19 protein-coding genes are annotated in these 18,398 nt (G+C 58.5%); 9 read left to right on the top strand and 10 right to left on the bottom strand.

Going from position 1 to position 18,398, the window contains the following annotated elements; translation table 11 throughout:
- Window positions 1-37: 37 nt before the first annotated feature.
- Window positions 38-1,186 (bottom strand): aldose epimerase family protein, encoded by a 1,149-nt coding sequence (locus KVG95_RS17090; protein WP_217857254.1) that lies wholly within the window; start codon window positions 1,184-1,186, stop codon window positions 38-40.
- A gap of 251 nt (window positions 1,187-1,437) precedes the next feature.
- On the opposite strand from KVG95_RS17090, the gene KVG95_RS17085 reads away from it, so the two are divergent.
- The 3 genes from KVG95_RS17085 to KVG95_RS17075 all read left to right on the top strand — a co-directional run bounded on the left by KVG95_RS17085 (window position 1,438) and on the right by KVG95_RS17075 (window position 4,682).
- Window positions 1,438-2,187, top strand: a complete 750-nt coding sequence (locus tag KVG95_RS17085; RefSeq protein ID WP_217857253.1) for a hypothetical protein — start codon at window positions 1,438-1,440, stop codon at window positions 2,185-2,187.
- A 257-nt stretch (window positions 2,188-2,444) separates the two neighbouring features.
- A complete protein-coding gene (locus KVG95_RS17080) occupies window positions 2,445-3,230 on the top strand; it encodes a sulfite exporter TauE/SafE family protein (protein WP_007901717.1) in 786 nt (261 codons plus the stop codon).
- Window positions 3,231-3,323: 93 nt separating this feature from the next.
- A complete protein-coding gene (locus KVG95_RS17075) occupies window positions 3,324-4,682 on the top strand; it encodes an erythromycin esterase family protein (protein ID WP_217857252.1) in 1,359 nt (452 codons plus the stop codon).
- A gap of 18 nt (window positions 4,683-4,700) precedes the next feature.
- On the opposite strand, the gene KVG95_RS17070 is transcribed toward KVG95_RS17075, so the two are convergent.
- The gene (locus tag KVG95_RS17070) at window positions 4,701-5,069 is read right to left on the bottom strand and encodes a VOC family protein (RefSeq protein ID WP_217857251.1); all 369 of its coding nucleotides are present in this window, start codon (window positions 5,067-5,069) and stop codon (window positions 4,701-4,703) included.
- 180 nt (window positions 5,070-5,249) lie between these two features.
- Here KVG95_RS17070 and KVG95_RS17065 point away from each other — a divergent pair, with 180 nt between their 5' ends.
- Window positions 5,250-5,783 carry a DUF4174 domain-containing protein gene (locus KVG95_RS17065; RefSeq protein WP_217857250.1) on the top strand — a complete coding sequence of 178 codons (534 nt, stop codon included), beginning with the start codon at window positions 5,250-5,252 and terminating at the stop codon, window positions 5,781-5,783.
- An 85-nt stretch (window positions 5,784-5,868) separates the two neighbouring features.
- On the opposite strand, the gene ampC is transcribed toward KVG95_RS17065, so the two are convergent.
- Window positions 5,869-7,023: a class C beta-lactamase gene (gene ampC / locus KVG95_RS17060; RefSeq protein ID WP_302470591.1), complete on the bottom strand. Its 1,155-nt coding sequence runs from the start codon at window positions 7,021-7,023 to the stop codon at window positions 5,869-5,871.
- 159 nt (window positions 7,024-7,182) lie between these two features.
- On the opposite strand from ampC, the gene KVG95_RS17055 reads away from it, so the two are divergent.
- Complete coding sequence (locus KVG95_RS17055; RefSeq protein ID WP_217857248.1) at window positions 7,183-8,055, top strand: LysR family transcriptional regulator; 873 nt, start codon at window positions 7,183-7,185, stop codon at window positions 8,053-8,055.
- A 123-nt stretch (window positions 8,056-8,178) separates the two neighbouring features.
- Here the strand turns inward: KVG95_RS17055 and gudD are convergent, their stop codons facing one another.
- A complete protein-coding gene (gene gudD, locus KVG95_RS17050) occupies window positions 8,179-9,522 on the bottom strand; it encodes a glucarate dehydratase (protein ID WP_217857247.1) in 1,344 nt (447 codons plus the stop codon).
- A gap of 25 nt (window positions 9,523-9,547) precedes the next feature.
- Window positions 9,548-10,894 carry an MFS transporter gene (locus KVG95_RS17045; protein ID WP_217857246.1) on the bottom strand — a complete coding sequence of 449 codons (1,347 nt, stop codon included), beginning with the start codon at window positions 10,892-10,894 and terminating at the stop codon, window positions 9,548-9,550.
- Window positions 10,895-11,262: 368 nt separating this feature from the next.
- Between KVG95_RS17045 and KVG95_RS17040 the strand changes: the two genes are divergently transcribed.
- Both KVG95_RS17040 and KVG95_RS17035 read left to right on the top strand, forming a co-directional pair.
- Entirely contained in the window at window positions 11,263-11,976 is a 714-nt protein-coding gene (locus tag KVG95_RS17040; protein ID WP_217857245.1) for a FadR/GntR family transcriptional regulator, read from the top strand.
- A gap of 92 nt (window positions 11,977-12,068) precedes the next feature.
- Complete coding sequence (locus tag KVG95_RS17035; protein WP_217857244.1) at window positions 12,069-12,311, top strand: hypothetical protein; 243 nt, start codon at window positions 12,069-12,071, stop codon at window positions 12,309-12,311.
- Between the two features lie 220 nt (window positions 12,312-12,531).
- Here KVG95_RS17035 and KVG95_RS17030 read toward each other — a convergent pair whose 3' ends face one another.
- On the bottom strand, window positions 12,532-13,443 hold the full coding sequence (locus KVG95_RS17030; RefSeq protein ID WP_217857243.1) for a DMT family transporter: 912 nt from the start codon (window positions 13,441-13,443) through the stop codon (window positions 12,532-12,534).
- Window positions 13,444-13,538: 95 nt separating this feature from the next.
- Between KVG95_RS17030 and KVG95_RS17025 the strand changes: the two genes are divergently transcribed.
- Window positions 13,539-14,402: a LysR family transcriptional regulator gene (locus KVG95_RS17025; RefSeq protein WP_217857242.1), complete on the top strand. Its 864-nt coding sequence runs from the start codon at window positions 13,539-13,541 to the stop codon at window positions 14,400-14,402.
- A 161-nt stretch (window positions 14,403-14,563) separates the two neighbouring features.
- Here the strand turns inward: KVG95_RS17025 and trhP are convergent, their stop codons facing one another.
- Window positions 14,564-15,889 (bottom strand): prephenate-dependent tRNA uridine(34) hydroxylase TrhP, encoded by a 1,326-nt coding sequence (gene trhP / locus KVG95_RS17020; RefSeq protein ID WP_217857241.1) that lies wholly within the window; start codon window positions 15,887-15,889, stop codon window positions 14,564-14,566.
- Window positions 15,890-16,063: 174 nt separating this feature from the next.
- On the opposite strand from trhP, the gene KVG95_RS17015 reads away from it, so the two are divergent.
- Window positions 16,064-17,125: an AI-2E family transporter gene (locus tag KVG95_RS17015; protein ID WP_217857240.1), complete on the top strand. Its 1,062-nt coding sequence runs from the start codon at window positions 16,064-16,066 to the stop codon at window positions 17,123-17,125.
- Here KVG95_RS17015 and KVG95_RS17010 read toward each other — a convergent pair.
- The 3 genes from KVG95_RS17010 to KVG95_RS17000 form a co-directional block, all read right to left on the bottom strand.
- The gene (locus tag KVG95_RS17010) at window positions 17,122-17,304 is read right to left on the bottom strand and encodes a hypothetical protein (protein ID WP_007901757.1); all 183 of its coding nucleotides are present in this window, start codon (window positions 17,302-17,304) and stop codon (window positions 17,122-17,124) included. The genes KVG95_RS17015 and KVG95_RS17010 overlap by 4 nt on opposite strands.
- Before the next feature lie 101 nt (window positions 17,305-17,405).
- The gene (locus tag KVG95_RS17005) at window positions 17,406-17,600 is read right to left on the bottom strand and encodes a hypothetical protein (protein ID WP_003179723.1); all 195 of its coding nucleotides are present in this window, start codon (window positions 17,598-17,600) and stop codon (window positions 17,406-17,408) included.
- A gap of 193 nt (window positions 17,601-17,793) precedes the next feature.
- Window positions 17,794-18,159 carry a hypothetical protein gene (locus KVG95_RS17000; protein ID WP_217857239.1) on the bottom strand — a complete coding sequence of 122 codons (366 nt, stop codon included), beginning with the start codon at window positions 18,157-18,159 and terminating at the stop codon, window positions 17,794-17,796.
- Window positions 18,160-18,398: the final 239 nt, after the last annotated feature.

Raw genomic sequence — 18,398 nt, 5'->3', positions numbered from 1 at the left:
CTGCGGCGGGAGCTGCCGAAGGCTGCGATCTTTTGATCTACAGGGTAGAAAACTTATACACCGTAGTCTGGCTATAGCGCTTGCCCGGATCCAGCCGTGTGGACGGGAAATTCGGCTGGTTCGGCGAATCCGGATAATGCTGCGTTTCCAGAGTGAACGCCCCCCAATGCGGATAGATCTTGCCTGCCTTGCCCTTGACCGTGCCATCGAGGAAGTTGCTGGTATAGAACTGCACACCCGGTTCAGTAGTGTAGAGCTGCAACCGGCGCCCGGATTGCGGATCGCTGACATCGGCGGCGAGTTTGCCCAGATCACCCTTGGCGTCCAGCACCCAGTTGAAATCGAAACCGCCTTGTTTCGGTTCGGCGAATTTCAGTTGCGGGTGATCAGCCTTGATGTGTTGACCAATGGCGGTCGGTTGAGTGAAATCCATGGGCGTGCCGGCGACCGGGGTCAGTTCACCGGTGGGGATCAGTTTGCCGGTGACCGGCGTGTAGCGGGCGGCGTGCAAGGTGGCAAGTTGCTTCAGTACGTCGCCATTGCCCGCGCCGGCGAGGTTGAAATAGCTGTGGTTGGTCAGGTTCAGCACCGTGGGTTTGTCGGTGCTGGCCTTGTACTCGATGCGCAGCTCATTGTTCTCGGTGAGGCTGTAGGTGACTTCGGTTTTCAGGTTGCCCGGGAAACCCATTTCACCGCCCGCCGACAGATACGTCAGGGTCACGCCCACCGAATCCTTGCCTTTGCTCGGTTCGGCCTTCCACACTCGTTTATCAAAACCCTGGGCCCCGCCGTGCAGTGAATTACTGCCGTCGTTGAGTGGCACCTGATAGCGCTTGCCGTCCAGCTCGAAGGCACCGTTGGCCAAGCGATTGCCGAAACGGCCAATGGTCGCCCCAAAGTACGCGGTGCCACTTTGATAACCCTGCACATCATCGAAGCCCAGCACCACATCGTCGAGCTTGCCGTTTTTGTCCGGCACTTTCAGCGACTGCAGAATCCCGCCGTAGGTAATGACCGTGGCTTGCAGGCCATGGCTGTTGCGCAAGATGTATTGCTCGACGGGCGTGCCGTCATTGGTTTTGCCGAAAGCCTTGCGTTCACTGGACAAGCCGGCGGCGTGAGCGGGGAGGGTGGCGATCATCAGGGACAGTCCGAGGCCGGAGAGCAGGTATCGAGATTGAAGCATGGTTGACCTTCCTTTTTGTTGTTTTGTGAGAAGTAGTCATACTAATAATCGAGTTTTAACGCGATCAAGGAAAGGATTTATAGCTTAACTATGCAGTGTTGCAATAATAAAGTATGACTAATACAGATCCGCTTTCACGGTGACCCGCGTTTACGGACCACCGGCACTGCACTTTTTCGGCTTTCGCGGTTCTATCCTTGGCCAGCCCGCGGCGATCCCCACCGCCGGCCCATGCCCAAGTTCAAGAACCCATGGCTCGAGTTTTACCCCGCTTTACCCCGCACATTCGCCGTTATTGCTGGCTGCTGATTGGCCTGTCGATGCTCTTCGCCAGTGGCTGCAGCCATCAGCCGGGCAACGACCTCGTTAGCCAGTTTCGCAACGGCAAACCCCAGGAATTTCTCCAGACCAGCGTCGACCGCATGGCGACCCTGGCGATGCGTGACAACCTCCAAAGCCTTTACCTGCTGATGAACAAGCTCTACCTGCGCAACCCGGAGGAGCTGAAGAAATCCGGCTTCCTCGATGTCGGCACCGCAGAAAAACAAGTGCGCATGGCCATCGAACAGCAACAACCACTGCCCACCCTCGGCGGCAAAAAAGACCTGGCCGCGCTGAGCTACGCCATGAGCCCGGAATTCCTCGGCGACCGGGTCGGTGCCTTCATCTATGCCATCGGCAGCATGCTGGTCACCGCCCACGGCAATCGGCTGGAGTTCTACATGACGGATGCGATCAACCCGACCTTCGTCAGCAATGCCGCGCGAAACATCGAGAAAGCCACCTGGATCTTGAGCCAGCGGCAAAACAAGCAAGGCGAGCCGTTGCTGTTTTCCAACGAAATCTCGGAGGAGGGCAGCAACCTGAGCTTTGCCGTGGAGTTCGGCAAAATCGTCGCACGGCTGGACCTGCTGACCCAGATGCTCGACGAACGCTACCGACGGATCGGCCTCAACTACGCCCAGAGTTTGCTGTTCCTGAATTTCTTGCCGGTGCAATAAGCGAGTGCCAAACCCAATCCCTGTGGGAGAGCTTTTGTGGGAGCTGGCTTGCCTGCGATTGCATCAACTCGGTTGGACGTTAAACCGAGTCGTCTGCATCGCAGGCAAGCCAGCTCCCACAGGGGATTTGAAAGAAAGAAGATCGTGTTCCTGCCCAATGAGTTGGCATAACGATAGACCGCATCGATATAACTGGTTATAAGAAAAATCGCTATGCTGCGGGCCGGTTATTCTCCTGCGATTTTCTGGGCGTATTAATGGAATTCGGTAATTTCGGGTTGGTCGTTGCAGGTCTGGTGGTCGGCTTTATTGTCGGCATGACCGGCGTCGGGGGCGGTTCGTTGATGACCCCCATTCTGTTGTGGTTCGGCGTCAACCCGGCGACGGCGGTGGGCACGGACTTGCTGTACGCGGCCATTACCAAATCCAGTGGCGTGCTGGTTCATCGCAAGAACAAAAACATCGATTGGGCGATCACCGGTTGGCTGACCCTCGGCAGTGTGCCGGCAGTGGCGCTGACGCTGTGGTTCCTGAGCAGTTTGCAGACCTCGCCCGACGCGATGAACGCTGTCATCAAACAAGCTTTGGGCTTCGTATTGTTCGCCACGGCGCTGGCGATTTTCTTTAAGAAACGCTTGCTCGATTTCGCCCACAAACGGGCGGGCGGCCACTACAACCCTAGCGGTCCCCGCTTGAATGCACTGACCGTCATCACCGGTCTGATCCTGGGCGCCATGGTGGCCCTGACCTCTATCGGCGCTGGCGCTCTGGGCACAGTAGCGCTGTTCATTCTGTACCCGATGCTGCCTACCCGCCGCCTGGTCGGCACCGAAATCGCTCACGCGGTGCCCCTGACCCTGGTCGCCGGCCTGGGCCATGCGAGCATGGGCAACATGGATTGGCATATTTTGGGCTACTTGCTGGTCGGTTCGCTGCCGGGGATTTACCTGGGCAGCCACTTGACCGGGCGGATCTCCGACGAACTGTTGCGTCCGTGTCTGGCCACGATGCTGGTGCTGATCGGCTACAAACTGGCGTTCTGATCGCGCACCGTATAGATCACTGAATTTAGCGGAATCATGCTCTCGCTGACGTAGTCAAAACTATGACCACGCTCAGATGAGGTCATGACGGCCATGAACAGCCCCGTAAACGATCTTCTGCGACGGTTCCGTCGCCCCCGCGGCGAGCCACCCGGCAACGCGGCCGAAGTGCTGCGCCGTCATGCCGAGCCGTTGCCTGCACTCGACTCACCTGAATTCGGCGAACTGTTCGACCGCTTTGGCGATGCCAGCGTGGTACTGATCGGCGAAGCCAGCCACGGCACCCAGGACTTCTACCAGACCCGAGCGGCGATCACCCGCCGCCTGATCGAGCAGCACGGCTTCGGCATCGTCGCGGTCGAAGCCGACTGGCCCGATGCCGGCCAGATTGATCGATGCGTCCGCGATCTGGGCCGCTCCGCCTGGAAAAAACAGGCCTTCGCCCGATTCCCCACCTGGATGTGGCGCAATACGTCCGTGCAGACCTTTACCCGCTGGCTGCACCACCATAATCGTGGGCTGACGCCCGAGCAGCGTGTGGAGTTTCGGGGGCTGGATGTTTACAGCATGCGTCACTCCATCGACGAAGTATTGGGCTATCTCGATAAGACCGACCCACAGTTGGCGAAAGAGGCCCGCCATCGCTACAGCTGCCTGACGCCGTGGAACGACGACCCGGCGCTGTACGGTCATTTCGCCGAGCGGGGCAACATGGCCACGTGCGAGGACGCAGTGGTCGAGCAATTGAATGTGCTGTTGGGCGAACGGCTTGATCCGATGGTCGCCGATGACGAGGCGTTTTTCAGCGCCACCCAAAACGCCCGCGTCGTGCGGGCTGCCGAGCAGTATTACCGCGCCATGTACCGCGGCTCGACCGCCTCGTGGAACTTGCGTGACCTGCACATGTTCGAGACTTTGCAAACCCTGATGGAGCATCGCGGGGCAGGCGCCAAAGCGGTGGTGTGGGCGCATAACTCACACATCGGCAACGCCGCCGCCACGCAAATGGGTTGGGAGGGGCAGTTCAACATCGGTCAGTTGTGCCGCACGGCCTACGGCTCACAAGCGGTGCTGATCGGCATGGGCACCGACCACGGCACCGTCGCTGCCGCCGATGATTGGGATGAACCGATGCAGGTCAAACAGGTGAACCCGGCATTGGCCGACAGCTGGGAACAACTGTTTCTCCAGGCCGGCGTTCCCGCAGCGCTGCTTGACTGGCGGACGTCACCAAACGACGAGTTGCTGGACGTATTGGCCGAGCCATTGCTCGAGCGCGCCATCGGCGTTATCTATCGCCCCAGGACCGAGCGCCAGAGCCATTACTTTCAGGCAGTACTGGCGGAGCAGTTCGACGCTTTTGTCTGGATCGAAAAAACCCATGCGGTCTCGCCATTGCCGGCGCCTGAGTTCATGGAGCACGAGGAAGACACCTTTCCGTTCGGTATATAACATGCAAATAACGGGCATCTATTCCCGGGTAAAAATCTCCAGCAGATGCCCGTCCGGGTCATCGAAATACACCCGCCGGCCACCGCCGTAATCGTTGATCTTGTTCGGCCGTTGCTTGCCAGGATCTGCCCACCAGGGTTGCTTGTGCGCTTGCAGGCGAGCGAAGGCCGCATCGAAGTCTGCGTCGCCAATCAGGAACGCATAATGTTGGGAGGCGATGGGCGGGTCGTTATTGTAGAAATCCAGCGACACTCCGTTATCGAATTTGACCACCAGCATCGGCCCGAACGGCTCGGCATCGGGCAGGCCGAGGAGGTCGGTCAGGTAGCGGGCCGACACCTGTTTGTCACGGCACCAGACGATGGTGTGGTTCAGCTGAGCGCTCATGGAAAAATCCTCACGGCGAATCAGGTCGTGCGAGTGGTGCTATGAGATTAGCTCAGGCTGTTGCGCAATGACCGCCCTGACCTAAGCTTGGGGCAAGGCGAAACACAATTGCAGTGCGTCACCCGGAACGTTCGCCGCGATGCGCAATCATTAGGGCGTGGATATCAAAAGGAGATGCGCATGCTCATCAGGTCTTTGACCCTGGCTACTCTGCTGGCTTTCGTCGGCCCCCTGTTCGCCGCCGATGACGATTCCCCTCTGGTTAAAGACGTGGGCAGGGCCCGTCCCTTGATTGTCATCGCGCCCAGTTCGGTCGATCCCACCTGGGTCAGCCTGAAAAAATCCCTGGATGAACCCGCCAGCCGCAAGGGCTTCACCGAGCGAAACATGGTGCTGTACACCGTGATCAACACGATGGGCCAACGCGACGGCAAAGACCTCGACCCGCAAACGACAATGGCGTTGATCCGCTCGCTCAAGCTGGGCGCCGGGGCGAAGAGCAAAATCATCCTGGTCGGCAAGGACGGCGAAAAGAAGCTTGAAAAGGATGTGGTCGAGCTGAAAGAGATTTTCAGCACCGTCGACCAGTTGCCGGCGGCCGAGAAAGAAGCAACGGTACCGGTGCCAGCGCCGATGGCTGAAGTTGCACCGGCCAAAGGTGCAAAGGGCAAACCGGCGAAGCCCGCCAAACCGCCTGAGCAGCCGGATGATTGAATTTCCTCCATTGTGGTGAAAATCCCTGTGGCAAGGGGGCAAGCCCCCTCGCCACAGGGTTGCCCAGTCTCATGGGGTGTCGGGATTACTCGGCTAGAGCGCTCAGAATCTCATGGGCAATTTTGATTCGTTCCGGGTTCGGGTAGTTTTTGTTGGCCAGGATCACGATGCCGATGTCCTTCGCCGGGATAAAGGCGACATAGGCGCCAAAGCCACCGGTTGAGCCGGTTTTGTTGATCAGCACGGTGTCGCGCTGCGGTTGCGGTGGGTTCAGCCACCGGACTTCATGAGCCTCAAACGCCATTTGCGACGAGTTGCCCGCCAGCAATGTATCGAGCGTTACCGGGTAATTGTAGAGCTCCCATCCCAACCCTTGAGTCATCTCGCCGACGGTGTAGTAACCGGTGTGAGTGATGGCGATGGCTTGCTGCAGGGGCTTTTCCAGCGACGCCGGATTCATATTCGCTTCAACATAGCGAAGCAGGTCCGAGGCGCTGGTTTTCACGCCATACGCTTCGGAATCCAGTGCGCCCGGTCCGACCCGCACAGGCTTGTCGTCCTTGTTGTAACCCTGGGCGTAAAGCGCCATCTGATCCTGCGGCACCTTGAGGTAGCTGTGCCTGAGGCCGAGTTTCGGCAGCAAGGTTTTTTCCATCAGCTTATCGAACGGCGCCCCCATGCTTTGCGCCGCCAGATAGCCGAACAACCCAAGGCTGGGGTTTGAATATTGGCGATGAGTGCCAGCGGCGTAGGTCGGTTTCCATTGTTTGAAGTAGCCAAGCATTTTGTCCTGATGGTCTGCCTCACTGGGGAATTGCAGCGGCAGGCCACCGGCGGTGTAGGTACCGAGTTGCAGCACGCTGATGCTGTCGAACGCGCTGCCACGCAATGTCGGTAGAACCTGACTGGCGTTGTCCGACAGGGCCAGTTTGCCTGTCGCCTGCGCGTAGGCGGCGAGGGTGGCGGTGAAGGTTTTGCTCACCGAACCGATCTCGAACAGGGTGTCTTCGGTGACGGCTTTGCCGTTTTCTTTCGAAGCCACGCCGTAGTTAAAGTAATGAGGTTGGCCATTGACGGTAATCGCGACCGCGACACCGGGGATCTGCTGTTGCTGCATCACCGGTTCAATAGCGGTCTTGACGACGGCTTCGATGCGATCGTCAGCAAAGCTGTGGCTAACGCCGAGCAGAAGTGCGAAAGCGCTGTAAGACGCGAGTTTTCTCTGATTCTTTTTAGGCATGATTGAATTACTTTCCATGAGTTTCTGTGGTGTTAACCGCTACACTCCGAGTGGTTTTCAAGCTGGTCCGTCGCTGGGCGAGCCAAATCTATGCAGTTTGGCGAAGACCGACAAACGACGATATTTCGGATGAGCCATTAGAAAATTTTGGGAGTGGGCATGATTCGACCTCATCTGCCGTTGAATGCGCTGCGCGCTTTCGAGGCTTCGGCACGCCATTTGAGTTTCACACGGGCGGCGGTGGAGTTGTGTGTCACGCAGGCGGCGGTGAGTCATCAGGTCAAAAGCCTTGAAGCCCAGCTTAACGTGACTTTGTTCAAACGCCTGCCCCGAGGCCTGATGCTGACCAGCGAAGGTGAAACCCTGCTGCCGGTGTTGCGCGAATCCTTCGACCGGATCGCCGAGACCCTGGGGCGTTTCGAGGGCGGGCATTTTCGCGAGGTGTTGACGGTAGGGGCGGTGGGGACGTTTGCGGTCGGTTGGCTGTTACCGCGGCTGACGGATTTTCAGGCGAAATATCCGTTCATCGATTTGCGCCTGTCAACCAACAACAACCGGGTGGACGTGGCCGCTGAAGGCCTGGATTACGCCATTCGCTTTGGCGCGGGGGCGTGGCATGGGATCGAAGCGGTACGGTTGATCGAGGCGCCGCTGTCGGTGCTCTGCGTTCCCGAGATTGCGCGACAATTGCACACACCGGCCGATCTGTTGCCGCAAACGTTGTTGCGCTCCTATCGCACGGATGAGTGGCCGGAGTGGTTTCAGGCTGCCGGGCTCTCAATCCATGCGGCACCGCCGAGAAGCATCGTCTTCGACTCGTCGCTGGCGATGATGGAGGCTGCGCTGCAAGGGGCAGGCGTTGCATTGGCGCCGCCGCTGATGTTTGCCCGGCAACTGGCGGCGGGCGCAATCGAGCAACCGTTTGCCATCGGGATTACCACCGGCAGCTACTGGCTGACCCGCTTGCAGTCGCGCCCTGAAACGTCGGCGATGACCGCGTTCAAGGACTGGTTGCTGCAAGCTTCGCTTTAATACAAAACCCTGTGGGAGCGGGCTTGCTCGCGAAGGGGGCATCACATTCAACATTAATGTTGACTGACACACCGCCTTCGCGAGCAAGCCCGCTCCCACAGGGATTGAGGTGCTTTCAGAAGCCTACCGCACCAGACACGGCCGCTTGTTATCGAACTTCCACCCCGGAATCAGAAACTGCATCGCCACGGCGTCATCCCGCGCGCCCAGCCCCATGCCTTTGTACAGCTCATGGGCCTTGGCCAGTTGATCGATGTCCAGCTCAACCCCCAGGCCAGGTTTTTTCGGTACCTGCACACAGCCATCGACGATTTGCAGCGGCGCTTTGGTCAGGCGTTGGCCGTCCTGCCAGATCCAGTGGGTGTCGATGGCGGTGATTTCACCCGGGGCGGCGGCCGCGACGTGGGTGAACATGGCGAGGGAAATATCGAAGTGGTTGTTCGAATGCGAGCCCCAGGTCAGGCCCCATTCGTGGCACATCTGCGCGACTCGAACCGAGCCCTGCATGGTCCAGAAGTGTGGGTCCGCCAAAGGAATGTCCACCGATTGCAGCTGAATCGCGTGGCCCATTTCCCGCCAGTCGGTGGCGATCATGTTGGTCGCGGTTTTCAGGCCCGTGGCCCGACGGAACTCGGCCATGACTTCCCGGCCCGAATAACCATTTTCCGCACCGCACGGGTCTTCGGCGTAAGCCAGAACGTGATGCTGATCCCGGCACAGGCGGATCGCTTCTTTTAGCGACCAGGCGCCATTCGGATCAAGGGTGATGCGCGCGTCGGGAAAGCGCTCGGCGAGGGCGGTGACCGCTTCGATTTCCTCGTCACCACTCAACACGCCGCCCTTAAGTTTGAAGTCCTTGAAGCCATAACGGGCGTGGGCAGCTTCGGCCAGGCGTACCACGGCGTCGGCGCTCATGGCTTTTTCGTGACGCACACGGAACCAGGCGTTGTCGGCATCCGGTTCGCTACGGTAGGCCAGATCGGTTTCGTTGCGATCACCGACATAAAACAGATAACCAAGCATCTTCACTTCGTCGCGCTGCTGGCCTTCGCCGAGCAGGGCCGCGACTGGCACATCCAGGTGCTGACCGAGCAAGTCGAGCAGGGCGGCTTCCAGGCCGGTGACCGCGTGAATGGTGATGCGCAGGTCGAAGGTCTGCAGGCCGCGACCACCGGCATCGCGGTCGGCAAAGGTCTGGCGCACTTGATTGAGGATCTTCTGGTAAGTGCCGATCGGGCTGCCGACCACCAGTGCGCGCGCATCTTCCAGCGTCTGGCGAATACGCTCGCCCCCCGGCACTTCGCCGACGCCGGTGTGGCCGGCGTTGTCCTTGAGGATCACAATGTTGCGGGTGAAAAACGGACCGTGGGCGCCACTCAGATTGAGCAGCATGCCATCGTGGCCGGCCACCGGCACAACCTGCATGCTGGTGATGATCGGGGCTTTTGCGGTTTCTTGTGGGTTCATTTTTATGTCCTTAAAAAGCAGGTATTCAGGCGTGACGAGGCGAAGGCTTACCCAAGGCAGCGGCCGGAGCTGGTTTCGGTTTATTGCGTGCGGCGAAGACGATGATCGCGGCGATGATCGAGGTGGCGGCCAGTCCGTACAGCCCGCCCTGAATCGACCCGGTGTGTTCTTCCAGCAGGCCAAAAGTGGTCGGTGCAACGAAACCACCGAGGTTGCCCACCGAGTTGATCAGTGCGATCACGCCTGCAGCAATCCGCGCATCCAGATACGCCTGGGGAATCGGCCAGAACAGCGACGATGCCGATTTGAAACCCAGCGCGGCGAAGCAAATGGCGACGAAGGCGAAGATCGGCCCGCCGGTGGTGGACATGAACATTCCGGCGGCAGCGATCAGCAGTGCACCGGCGACCCAGGCTTGCTGGTGTTTCCATTTGGCCGACAGCGTGGCGAAGGCGTACATGCCGACGATCGACAGCAACCACGGAATCGAGTTGAACAACCCGACCTGAATGTCGCTCAGGTCGCCCATCTTCTTGATGATGCTCGGCAGCCAGAAGGTCGCGGCGTAGATGGTCAACTGGATGAAGAAGTAGATCAGGCAGAACAGGATGATCTGGCGATCCTTGAGCAGCGTGCCCAGCGACGGTTTGATTGGCGTCGCGGCTTCGCGGGCCAGTTGTTCGTCATCGATGGCTTTGACCAGTGCGTCCTGCTCAGGGCGGGTCAGCCATTTGGCGTCGTGAGGCTTGGAGTCCAGCCAGAACCAGACGAACACGCACAGACCGACCGAGAACATCCCTTCAATGAAGTACATCCACTGCCAGCCGTGCATGCCCAAACCGCTGATTTGCAGCAGCAGCCCGGACAATGGGCCGGAGATCAGCGACGCGATGGCCGAACCGCTGAGGAAGATCGCAATCGCCTTGCCGCGTTCGACGCCGGGTAGCCAGCGAGTGAAGTAATAAATCACCCCAGGGAAGAAACCGGCTTCGGCCACGCCTAGTAGAAATCGCAGGATGTAGAAGTGGGTTTCGTTCTGAATGAACGCCATGCAGGCGGCCACCAGGCCCCAGGTCAGCATGATGCGGGTCAGCCAGATTCGCGCGCCGACTTTTTGCAGGAGGATGTTAGAGGGGACTTCGAACAGCGCGTAACCAATGAAGAACAGACCGGCGCCGAGGCCGTAGGCGGCAGCGCCAATTCCTAAGTCGTGTTCCATATGGGCGCGGACGAAGCCGATGTTCACACGGTCGATGTAATTGACGATGAACATGATCACGAACAGCGGCAGGACGTGGCGTTTCACTTTCGAGATGGCGGACTTCAGGACCGAATCGGCGCCATCGTTCATCCCGGATATGGATGTATTCACTTCTTTTTCTCCCACTCGTTATTTTTATGCGGGGTGTGGCTGGGTGCTGCATTGTTGATAGACATCATACAACTAGATTTTTCGGACCGACAAGTACTGTCTCTCAACAAAATGGCGTTAGGCGGGCGGGTTTTTATTCTTTTTTTGATTTTTTGTGCTGCATTTGCTGGGTTTTGTCGGGATTTATTCAATCGGTGATGTTCTCTTTATCTCGACGAGGAGTCTGGGTTCTATAGGTCTAAATCGTCTGTTTCAGCATGATGATTGAGTGTTGTCATACAAGCTGAGCGGCTTTTTGTTGAGATTCCCGTCACCAAGAAACGAGCGCAGTGCTACGATCCGGATACCCGCTCTACGGATAAATCACCATGCAAGAAGACATCGACGCACCTGCCCGCAAGCGTGCCCACAACCTGGCCCATGATCTGGTGAGCAAACTGACCCAGAGCATCCTGCTCGGCCAGATGGTACCGGGGGACAAGCTGCCGTCGGAGAACTCGATTGTTCAGGAGCATGGCGTCAGTCGCACGGTGGTGCGCGAAGCGATCTCGAAGTTGCAGGCTTCGGGATTGGTGGAAACCCGTCATGGCATTGGCACTTTTGTTCTCGAGCGTGCACCGGATCAGGGGCTGCGACTGAATGTCGATACCGCACTGGGCGTGCGCAGCATTCTGGAGTTGCGCATGGGGCTGGAAACCCAGGCAGCGGCGCTGGCAGCGGTTCGTCGCACAGACCAGCAGTTGGCGCAGATGCGTGAAGCGCTGGATGACTATCAAAGCCTGTTGGCCAACAACGACAGTTGCGTCGAGGCGGACAAACGCTTCCATCTGCTGATCGCCGAAGCCACCGGCAACGTGTGCTTCACCGAGATCATGCAGCACCTGGGCAGCGCCATGATCCCCCGGACCCGCGTCAATGCCGCAGAGCGCGGGTCGGCGGATTTGAGCAAGCTCGGGCACCTCGCCAACCTTGAACACGAGGCGATTCTCAACGCCATCAAACGCCAGGATCCAGATGCGGCGCGGGCGGCAATGTGGTTGCACCTGACTAACAGCCGCGACCGCTTTTCGGCTGATCGGTAGCCGCCGTTTGTCTCCTCGATAGCACCCCGTTTGCAGGCTCGTTTCCAACCTGTACGGCCCAGATTCGCTGGACCTCATCAGTGAGGTGCGTCATGGCTAACGAGCAAATCCTTCAAGGTGGTACTTTTGATAACGACCCTGTCAGACCCACTCCCGATGTGGACGATCCATCGATGGATCAAGACGCACCACCCGGCATGGACCCTTCGCGAGACCCGACCGATACGGATATTGATCGTCCTGAAGACTGGAGGGACCCGGCTCTGGACCCGGCTGTGGATGACGACATTCCAGCGCCGGATGAAGAAACGCCATTGTCCGACGACAGGCGATAAACGAAACCCGGCCGATGTGCCTAATGCTGGTCAGTTAAGCGCAATCCATGTGGGAGCGGGCTTGCTCGCGAAGACGGCGGTACAGTCAACATTGATGTCGCCTGATACATCGCCTTCGCGAGCAAGCCCGCTCCCACAGTGACCTCATGAACATTGGATATCACCTGTAGGAGCGAGGCTTGCCCGCGAAGGCGCCAGACGCATCAGCACCGATCAGCGATCAAACACTGGCCACTTGAATCCCAAAAAACCGCCGCTCCAGATTCAACGCCAACACACTGACCAGCACCACCACCGCACCCATCACCACCATCAACGTCGGCTGCTCGCCCAAGCCAACAGACGCTATGGCCATCGCAGCAGGCGGAATCAAATACATCGTCATCGTCGCCCGGCTCAAATCCACATGAGCCAACACAAACGCCCAGGCCAGGTAGGCGAGGGCGCTGGGAAACACGCCCAATGCAACCACTGCCCATTGCACATGAAGCGGCGCGCTGACGATTTCGCTGGCCAGCCCCGGCAGATAAACCAGCAATAACGCCGTCCCCGACCAGACGGTGTAGCAGACCAGCGTCAACCCGTCGTAGCGCCCGGACTGATGCTTCTGCAACGCAAAGTAGAAACTCCAGGACACCGCCGCCAGCAAAATCAGCAAGCCGTGAGCGTCGATGCTCCCCAATCCATGATCACCAGCCACCACAATCACCACGCCGGTCAAACCCAGAAACACGCAGCCCCAGCGCCAGACACTTACCCGGTCCTTGAAGACGAAGCGCGCCAGCAGCGTGCTGAACAAGGGCGTGGTTTGCGCGAGCACACTGGACGCCCCGGCGCTGACCCCTTGCTGGCCGAAATTCAGCGCGACGTGATGCAAGCTCACGGCAAAAAAACCGAGCACGATCAGCAACGGCCAGTCGCGTATGTTCGGCAGGCGGATACCCCGGAACACGGCGACTACTGCCATGAACACCGAGGCCACCAGAAACCGCAGCAGCGCCAAATGCCCCGGGTCATAGGCCTGCAAACCGATATGAATACCGGTCGGGGAATACCCCCAGCAGGCGACGACAAACGCCATCGCCAGAATAATTTTGACGGAGAGATGAGAGGAGGGTGTGAGTGGCTTCATGGTCGGCACCTGTGGGCGTATGCACCGAGTATCGGAAGCCTGACCGTTCGCCACAACTGACTTATACTGCGTCAATTGTTCACTTTAGGTGATGTATGGAGCTGGCGCAGATTCGCATGTTCAAGACCGTCGCCGACGTCGGCAGCATCGCCCGGGCGGCCGAGTTGCTGCACTGTGTACCGTCGAACATCACAGCGCGCATCAAGTCGCTGGAAACCGAGCTGGGTGTCGCGCTGTTTCTGCGTGAGGGACGAGGGTTGCGCATCAGCCCGGCGGGGCAGACCTTTCTGGCTTACGCCTCGAAAATTCTCGCGCTGACGGCTGAAGCCAAACGCGCGCTGGACCCTTCGGCCGAGCCATCCGGGCCGTTGCGCATTGGCGCTATCGAATCGTCGGCGACCGGTCGATTGCCGCGGTTGCTGGCCAAGTTTCACAAGCGCTATCCGGGCGTTGCGCTGGAACTGACCACCGGTAGCTGGGGCCAATTGCTCGATGACACGCTCAATCACCGACTCGACGGCGCAATCGTCGCGGTGGATGTCGAGCGCTCACACCTCAAGCGCACGCCGATGTACCGCGAAGAGCTGCTGCTGATTGCTTCGACATCATTGGGGCCGGTGCGCGATATCACGGATTTGCAGGACAAGACCGTCTTCATGTGGCCTCAGGGTTGTCCTTACCGGGCGGCGCTGGAGCATTGGTTGTTGCATCAGGGGCAGGCGTTGCCGATCGTCAGTCTGGCCAGTTATGGCGCGATTGTCGGCTGTGTCAGCGCCGGGGCCGGCGTCGCGTTGGTGCCTAAAGGGATCTTCGATCAGTACGCTAAAGGGGCGGGGTGCGCGGGGTATGAATTCCCCGAGCTGACGGCGATCGACAACCTGTTTTACTGGCATGAAAACGCTGGTGTTCACCCGGCGCGAGAGGCGTTTGTGGGAATGTTGCGGGAGGAGTTTGTGTGATTACTCAAGGCTTGCTCCAATGCCAGTCAGTCGAGCGCAATCCATGTGGGAGCGGGCTTGCTCGCGAAGGCAGTGTGTCAGGCGATATCAATGTTGACTGTGCCGCCGCCTTCGCGAGCAAGCCCGCTCCCACAGGTTTTATGCCTTGCCTTTGATGATTTTCAACTCTCGCCGACATCCCGCATCAACAACCCAAACTGCAAATCCACCGCATCCGGTATCGGCAAATACACCGTGTGCCCATCCCCCGGCGCCACTTCAACCGCCTTGCCTTTGGCGTTCTGCAGTTGATGCAAATCGAAGTGGAAGTTGCCCTGGGGCGTCATTAGTTCCAGGTGATCGCCCAGACCAAAGCGATTCTTCACCCGCACCTCGGCCAGCCGATCCCGGCGTTCGCCGGTCAGCTCGCCCACGAACTGCTGGCGCTCTGAAACCGAGCTGCCGTTCTGGTAATTCTGATATTCGTCATGCACGTGCCGACGCAGAAAACCTTCGGTGTAGCCACGCTGGGCCAGGGATTCCAGATCGGTCATCAAGCTACGATCAAATGCCCGACCAGCCACCGCATCATCGATCGCGCGGCGATACACTTGAGTGGTGCGCGCGCAATAGAAGTGCGATTTGGTCCGACCTTCGATCTTCAATGAATGCACGCCCATCTGCGTCAGGCGTTCGACGTGCTGGACGGCGCGCAGGTCCTTGGCGTTCATGATGTACGTGCCGTGTTCATCCTCGAATGCCGGCATCAGTTCGTCAGGGCGATTGGCTTCTTGCAGCAGGAACACTTGATCGGTCGGCGCACCGATGCCCAGCGTCGGTTCGGGTCGGAACTGCTGAACGATTTCGCCGAGCTGATTTTCGCTGGCCGGCGTCGCCGAGTATTTCCAGCGGCAGGCATTGGTGCAGCTGCCCTGATTGGCGTCGCGCTTGTTCATGTAGCCCGACAACAGGCAGCGCCCGGAATAGGCCATGCATAAGGCGCCGTGGACGAACACTTCGAGCTCCATCGCCGGGACGTGCTGGCGGATTTCGGCGATCTCTTCCAGCGACAGTTCACGGGACAGAATGATCCGGCTCAGGCCCTGTTGCTGCCAGAACTCGACGCTGGCCCAGTTCACCGTGTTGGCCTGTACTGACAAGTGGATCGGCATCTGCGGGAAGTGCCGGCGCACCAGCATGATCAGGCCCGGATCGGACATGATCAGCGCATCCGGCGCCATGGCGATCACCGGTTCCAGATCCTTCAAGAATGTTTTGAGCTTGGCGTTGTGCGGAGCGATGTTCAGCACCACATAGAAACGCTTGCCCTGAGCCTGGGCCTCGGCGATGCCAAGCGCGAGGTTGGCGTGATCGAATTCATTGTTGCGCACCCGCAGGCTGTAGCGCGGCTGGCCGGCGTACACGGCGTCGGCGCCATAGGCGAAGGCATAACGCATGTTTTTCAGGGTGCCGGCAGGGGCGAGCAGTTCTGGAGGCGTAAGCGTCATGGCGCAGGTCATGGCAGTGTCGATCGCAAAGCCGGCAAGGGTAAGCGGCTTGCCCGCGGGGTTTATTGATCTGGATCTATGCTTGATGAAAAACGGATGGCACTCGCGCGAGCCGTGGCGGACTAAATATCAGGATGCGCAATCGGCGCCCCTGCGCACTGACATGGATCGGACATGAACGAAACGAAACTGCAAAACACCTCGTTGATGGTCTTGCTGACGCTGGTGAGCATCGCCTTCATCTGGATTCTGCTGCCGTTTTATGGCGCGGTGTTCTGGGCGGTTATCCTCGGCATTCTGTTTGCGCCCTTGCAGCATCAGCTGCAACGCAGGTTCGGCTGGCCCCACAACCTGACGGCCCTGTTCACTTTGTTTCTCTGTGTGGTGATCGCGATCCTCCCGGTGATCACCATCAGTACCTTGCTGGTTCAAGAAGGCGCGGCGCTTTACAACAGAATCGAAAGCGGTGAGCTGGACATTGCCGGGTATGTGTCGCAGTTCAAACAAAGCCTGCCGCCGTACGTTCAGTACTTGCTTGATCGTTTCGGTATGGGCGAGCTGAGCGGGCTTCGAGAGAAAATCATCAAGAGTACGATGCAAGGCAGCCAGTTTGTCGCGACCAAGGCGTTCAGTTTTGGTCAGGGGACATTCCAATTCGTGGTGAGCTTTTTCGTCATGCTCTATCTGCTGTTTTTCTTCCTGCGGGACGGGTCTGAACTGGCGCGCAAAGTACGCGCGGCGATACCGCTGGAAGATACCCAGAAGCGCCGTTTGCAACTCAAGTTCAATCGCGTGGTGCGGGCCACCGTGAAGGGCAATGTGGTGGTAGCGATCACGCAAGGGGCATTGGGTGGTTTTATTTTCTGGTTTCTGGACATCCCGAGCGTGCTGCTCTGGGCGGTGTTGATGGCATTTCTGTCGCTTTTACCGGCGGTGGGGGCGGGTATCGTCTGGATACCGGTGGCGGCGTATTTTCTGTTCAGTGGCGCGATGTGGCAGGCCACGGTGCTGACCTTGTTCGGAGTGTTCGTGATTGGCCTGGTGGACAACGTCCTGCGACCGATCCTGGTGGGCAAGGACACCAAAATGCCAGACTACTTGATCCTCATCTCGACCTTGGGCGGCCTGGCGCTTTTTGGTCTGAACGGTTTTGTCATCGGGCCGTTGATCGCGGCGCTGTTCGTGTCGAGCTGGGCGATTTTCATCGATTCCAAGCCCAAGGTTCAGCTGCCTTAAGCGCTGAGCTGGCCTGAGTCGATACGTTGTGACAAGGCTTGGGCGGCGGGAAGCGAGGTGAGCGGGCCGCTGATCGGTTCGCCGTCCTGCACCAGATACCAACAGGCAAGCAATCCTCGCGCTCTGAGCTGTGCGGGAACGGCGCTGCCGATAACTGACATGATCTGAACCTGGGCCATAAGTACCTCCATTAAATCTATGGAGCTACCTTACGGATCGGACGCTTGAACGGACAATCAACGCTTTCGATAGTCGTCATTGATGCCAATGAGTTCTGCGGTCAATCCACCACTAGATCGAGCATATGTACTACTTCCTGCTCATTGAGCAGGCCTTTGCGCACCAGGTTTTCTGCCAGCAGCGAGAGGAATTTTGCGCTGCGATGGCCTTCCAGGTGTTTGAGTTCGGTCAGTGCGTTGTACACCTTGCTGGAAGTGCACAAGCCGACAATGCGATGCGGGTTTTGTGTGGGCATGAGGTCGTCCTTGTTTTTATCAACCTGTTGTTTACGGACAGGTCCAAGCTTGCGGACCGGACATGACATAAATATGACCAACTTTACCTGTCGGTACTGTTCCGACAGCGACCTTGACGAGATTTATTCAGACTTCGTCCAGCCCGTGGTCATAAAAAAGGCCCCGCTGTTACAGCGGGGCCTGATGAGCGTGTTACCAGCGGTCGCCACGATAATAACCATGGGGAGGGCCGTAATAGCCGCGTGGTGGACCATACCCGCGTGGCGGACCGTAATAGATCGGTGCCGGGCGGTAGTACATCGGTTGTTGAACGTAGACCGGCGCCGGTTGGTAATAAACAGGCGGTGGCTGCACGTACACCGGTTGTGGCTGAACGTAAACCGGTTGTTCCACATACAATGGCCGGTCACGACCGATAATTGCTGAGCCGATGATTGCCGAGCCGACGATCGCACCAAACACAGCCGGACCTTCCCAGCCACGACCACCTGCTTCTGCCTGCCCTGCGATAGCGAGAGCACCGATCAGCAAGGCTACTGTGGGGATTTTACGGATCATGATAAGTCCTCGGTTCTTCGACCCGGCGCTCGCGTCTGCAATAGACACAAGTTGTCGCGGGGATACTTCTAAGACAGCATTTTTTTGAAAATCAGCACAGCCGTTGGGTAAATTTTGTGTAAGGTCTGTACCGGCTTCTTTACGGCTGTGTGCCAGGTGCAGACTGGCTTTTATGATCAATCAGAACCGGTGGAGTGGCTAATCCCGTCCATCCGAAAGTGCTATTGAAGGAGATTCCA

The organism is Pseudomonas farris, from assembly GCF_019145235.1.
GTDB lineage: Bacteria > Pseudomonadota > Gammaproteobacteria > Pseudomonadales > Pseudomonadaceae > Aquipseudomonas > Aquipseudomonas farris.
This window is presented reverse-complemented; position numbering and strand designations above follow the sequence as displayed.

What these genes read in the sequence shown, in the direction of transcription:
- KVG95_RS17090 (WP_217857254.1), bottom strand. Translation starts at nt 1,186, where the DNA reads ATGCTTCAATCTCGATACCTGCTCTCCGGCCTCGGACTGTCCCTGATG.
- KVG95_RS17085 (WP_217857253.1), top strand. Translation starts at nt 1,438, where the DNA reads ATGGCTCGAGTTTTACCCCGCTTTACCCCGCACATTCGCCGTTATTGC.
- KVG95_RS17080 (WP_007901717.1), top strand. Translation starts at nt 2,445, where the DNA reads ATGGAATTCGGTAATTTCGGGTTGGTCGTTGCAGGTCTGGTGGTCGGC.
- KVG95_RS17075 (WP_217857252.1), top strand. Translation starts at nt 3,324, where the DNA reads ATGAACAGCCCCGTAAACGATCTTCTGCGACGGTTCCGTCGCCCCCGC.
- KVG95_RS17070 (WP_217857251.1), bottom strand. Translation starts at nt 5,069, where the DNA reads ATGAGCGCTCAGCTGAACCACACCATCGTCTGGTGCCGTGACAAACAG.
- KVG95_RS17065 (WP_217857250.1), top strand. Translation starts at nt 5,250, where the DNA reads ATGCTCATCAGGTCTTTGACCCTGGCTACTCTGCTGGCTTTCGTCGGC.
- ampC (WP_302470591.1), bottom strand. Translation starts at nt 7,023, where the DNA reads ATGCCTAAAAAGAATCAGAGAAAACTCGCGTCTTACAGCGCTTTCGCA.
- KVG95_RS17055 (WP_217857248.1), top strand. Translation starts at nt 7,183, where the DNA reads ATGATTCGACCTCATCTGCCGTTGAATGCGCTGCGCGCTTTCGAGGCT.
- gudD (WP_217857247.1), bottom strand. Translation starts at nt 9,522, where the DNA reads ATGAACCCACAAGAAACCGCAAAAGCCCCGATCATCACCAGCATGCAG.
- KVG95_RS17040 (WP_217857245.1), top strand. Translation starts at nt 11,263, where the DNA reads ATGCAAGAAGACATCGACGCACCTGCCCGCAAGCGTGCCCACAACCTG.
- KVG95_RS17035 (WP_217857244.1), top strand. Translation starts at nt 12,069, where the DNA reads ATGGCTAACGAGCAAATCCTTCAAGGTGGTACTTTTGATAACGACCCT.
- KVG95_RS17030 (WP_217857243.1), bottom strand. Translation starts at nt 13,443, where the DNA reads ATGAAGCCACTCACACCCTCCTCTCATCTCTCCGTCAAAATTATTCTG.
- KVG95_RS17025 (WP_217857242.1), top strand. Translation starts at nt 13,539, where the DNA reads ATGGAGCTGGCGCAGATTCGCATGTTCAAGACCGTCGCCGACGTCGGC.
- trhP (WP_217857241.1), bottom strand. Translation starts at nt 15,889, where the DNA reads ATGACGCTTACGCCTCCAGAACTGCTCGCCCCTGCCGGCACCCTGAAA.
- KVG95_RS17015 (WP_217857240.1), top strand. Translation starts at nt 16,064, where the DNA reads ATGAACGAAACGAAACTGCAAAACACCTCGTTGATGGTCTTGCTGACG.
- KVG95_RS17010 (WP_007901757.1), bottom strand. Translation starts at nt 17,304, where the DNA reads ATGGCCCAGGTTCAGATCATGTCAGTTATCGGCAGCGCCGTTCCCGCA.
- KVG95_RS17005 (WP_003179723.1), bottom strand. Translation starts at nt 17,600, where the DNA reads ATGCCCACACAAAACCCGCATCGCATTGTCGGCTTGTGCACTTCCAGC.
- KVG95_RS17000 (WP_217857239.1), bottom strand. Translation starts at nt 18,159, where the DNA reads ATGATCCGTAAAATCCCCACAGTAGCCTTGCTGATCGGTGCTCTCGCT.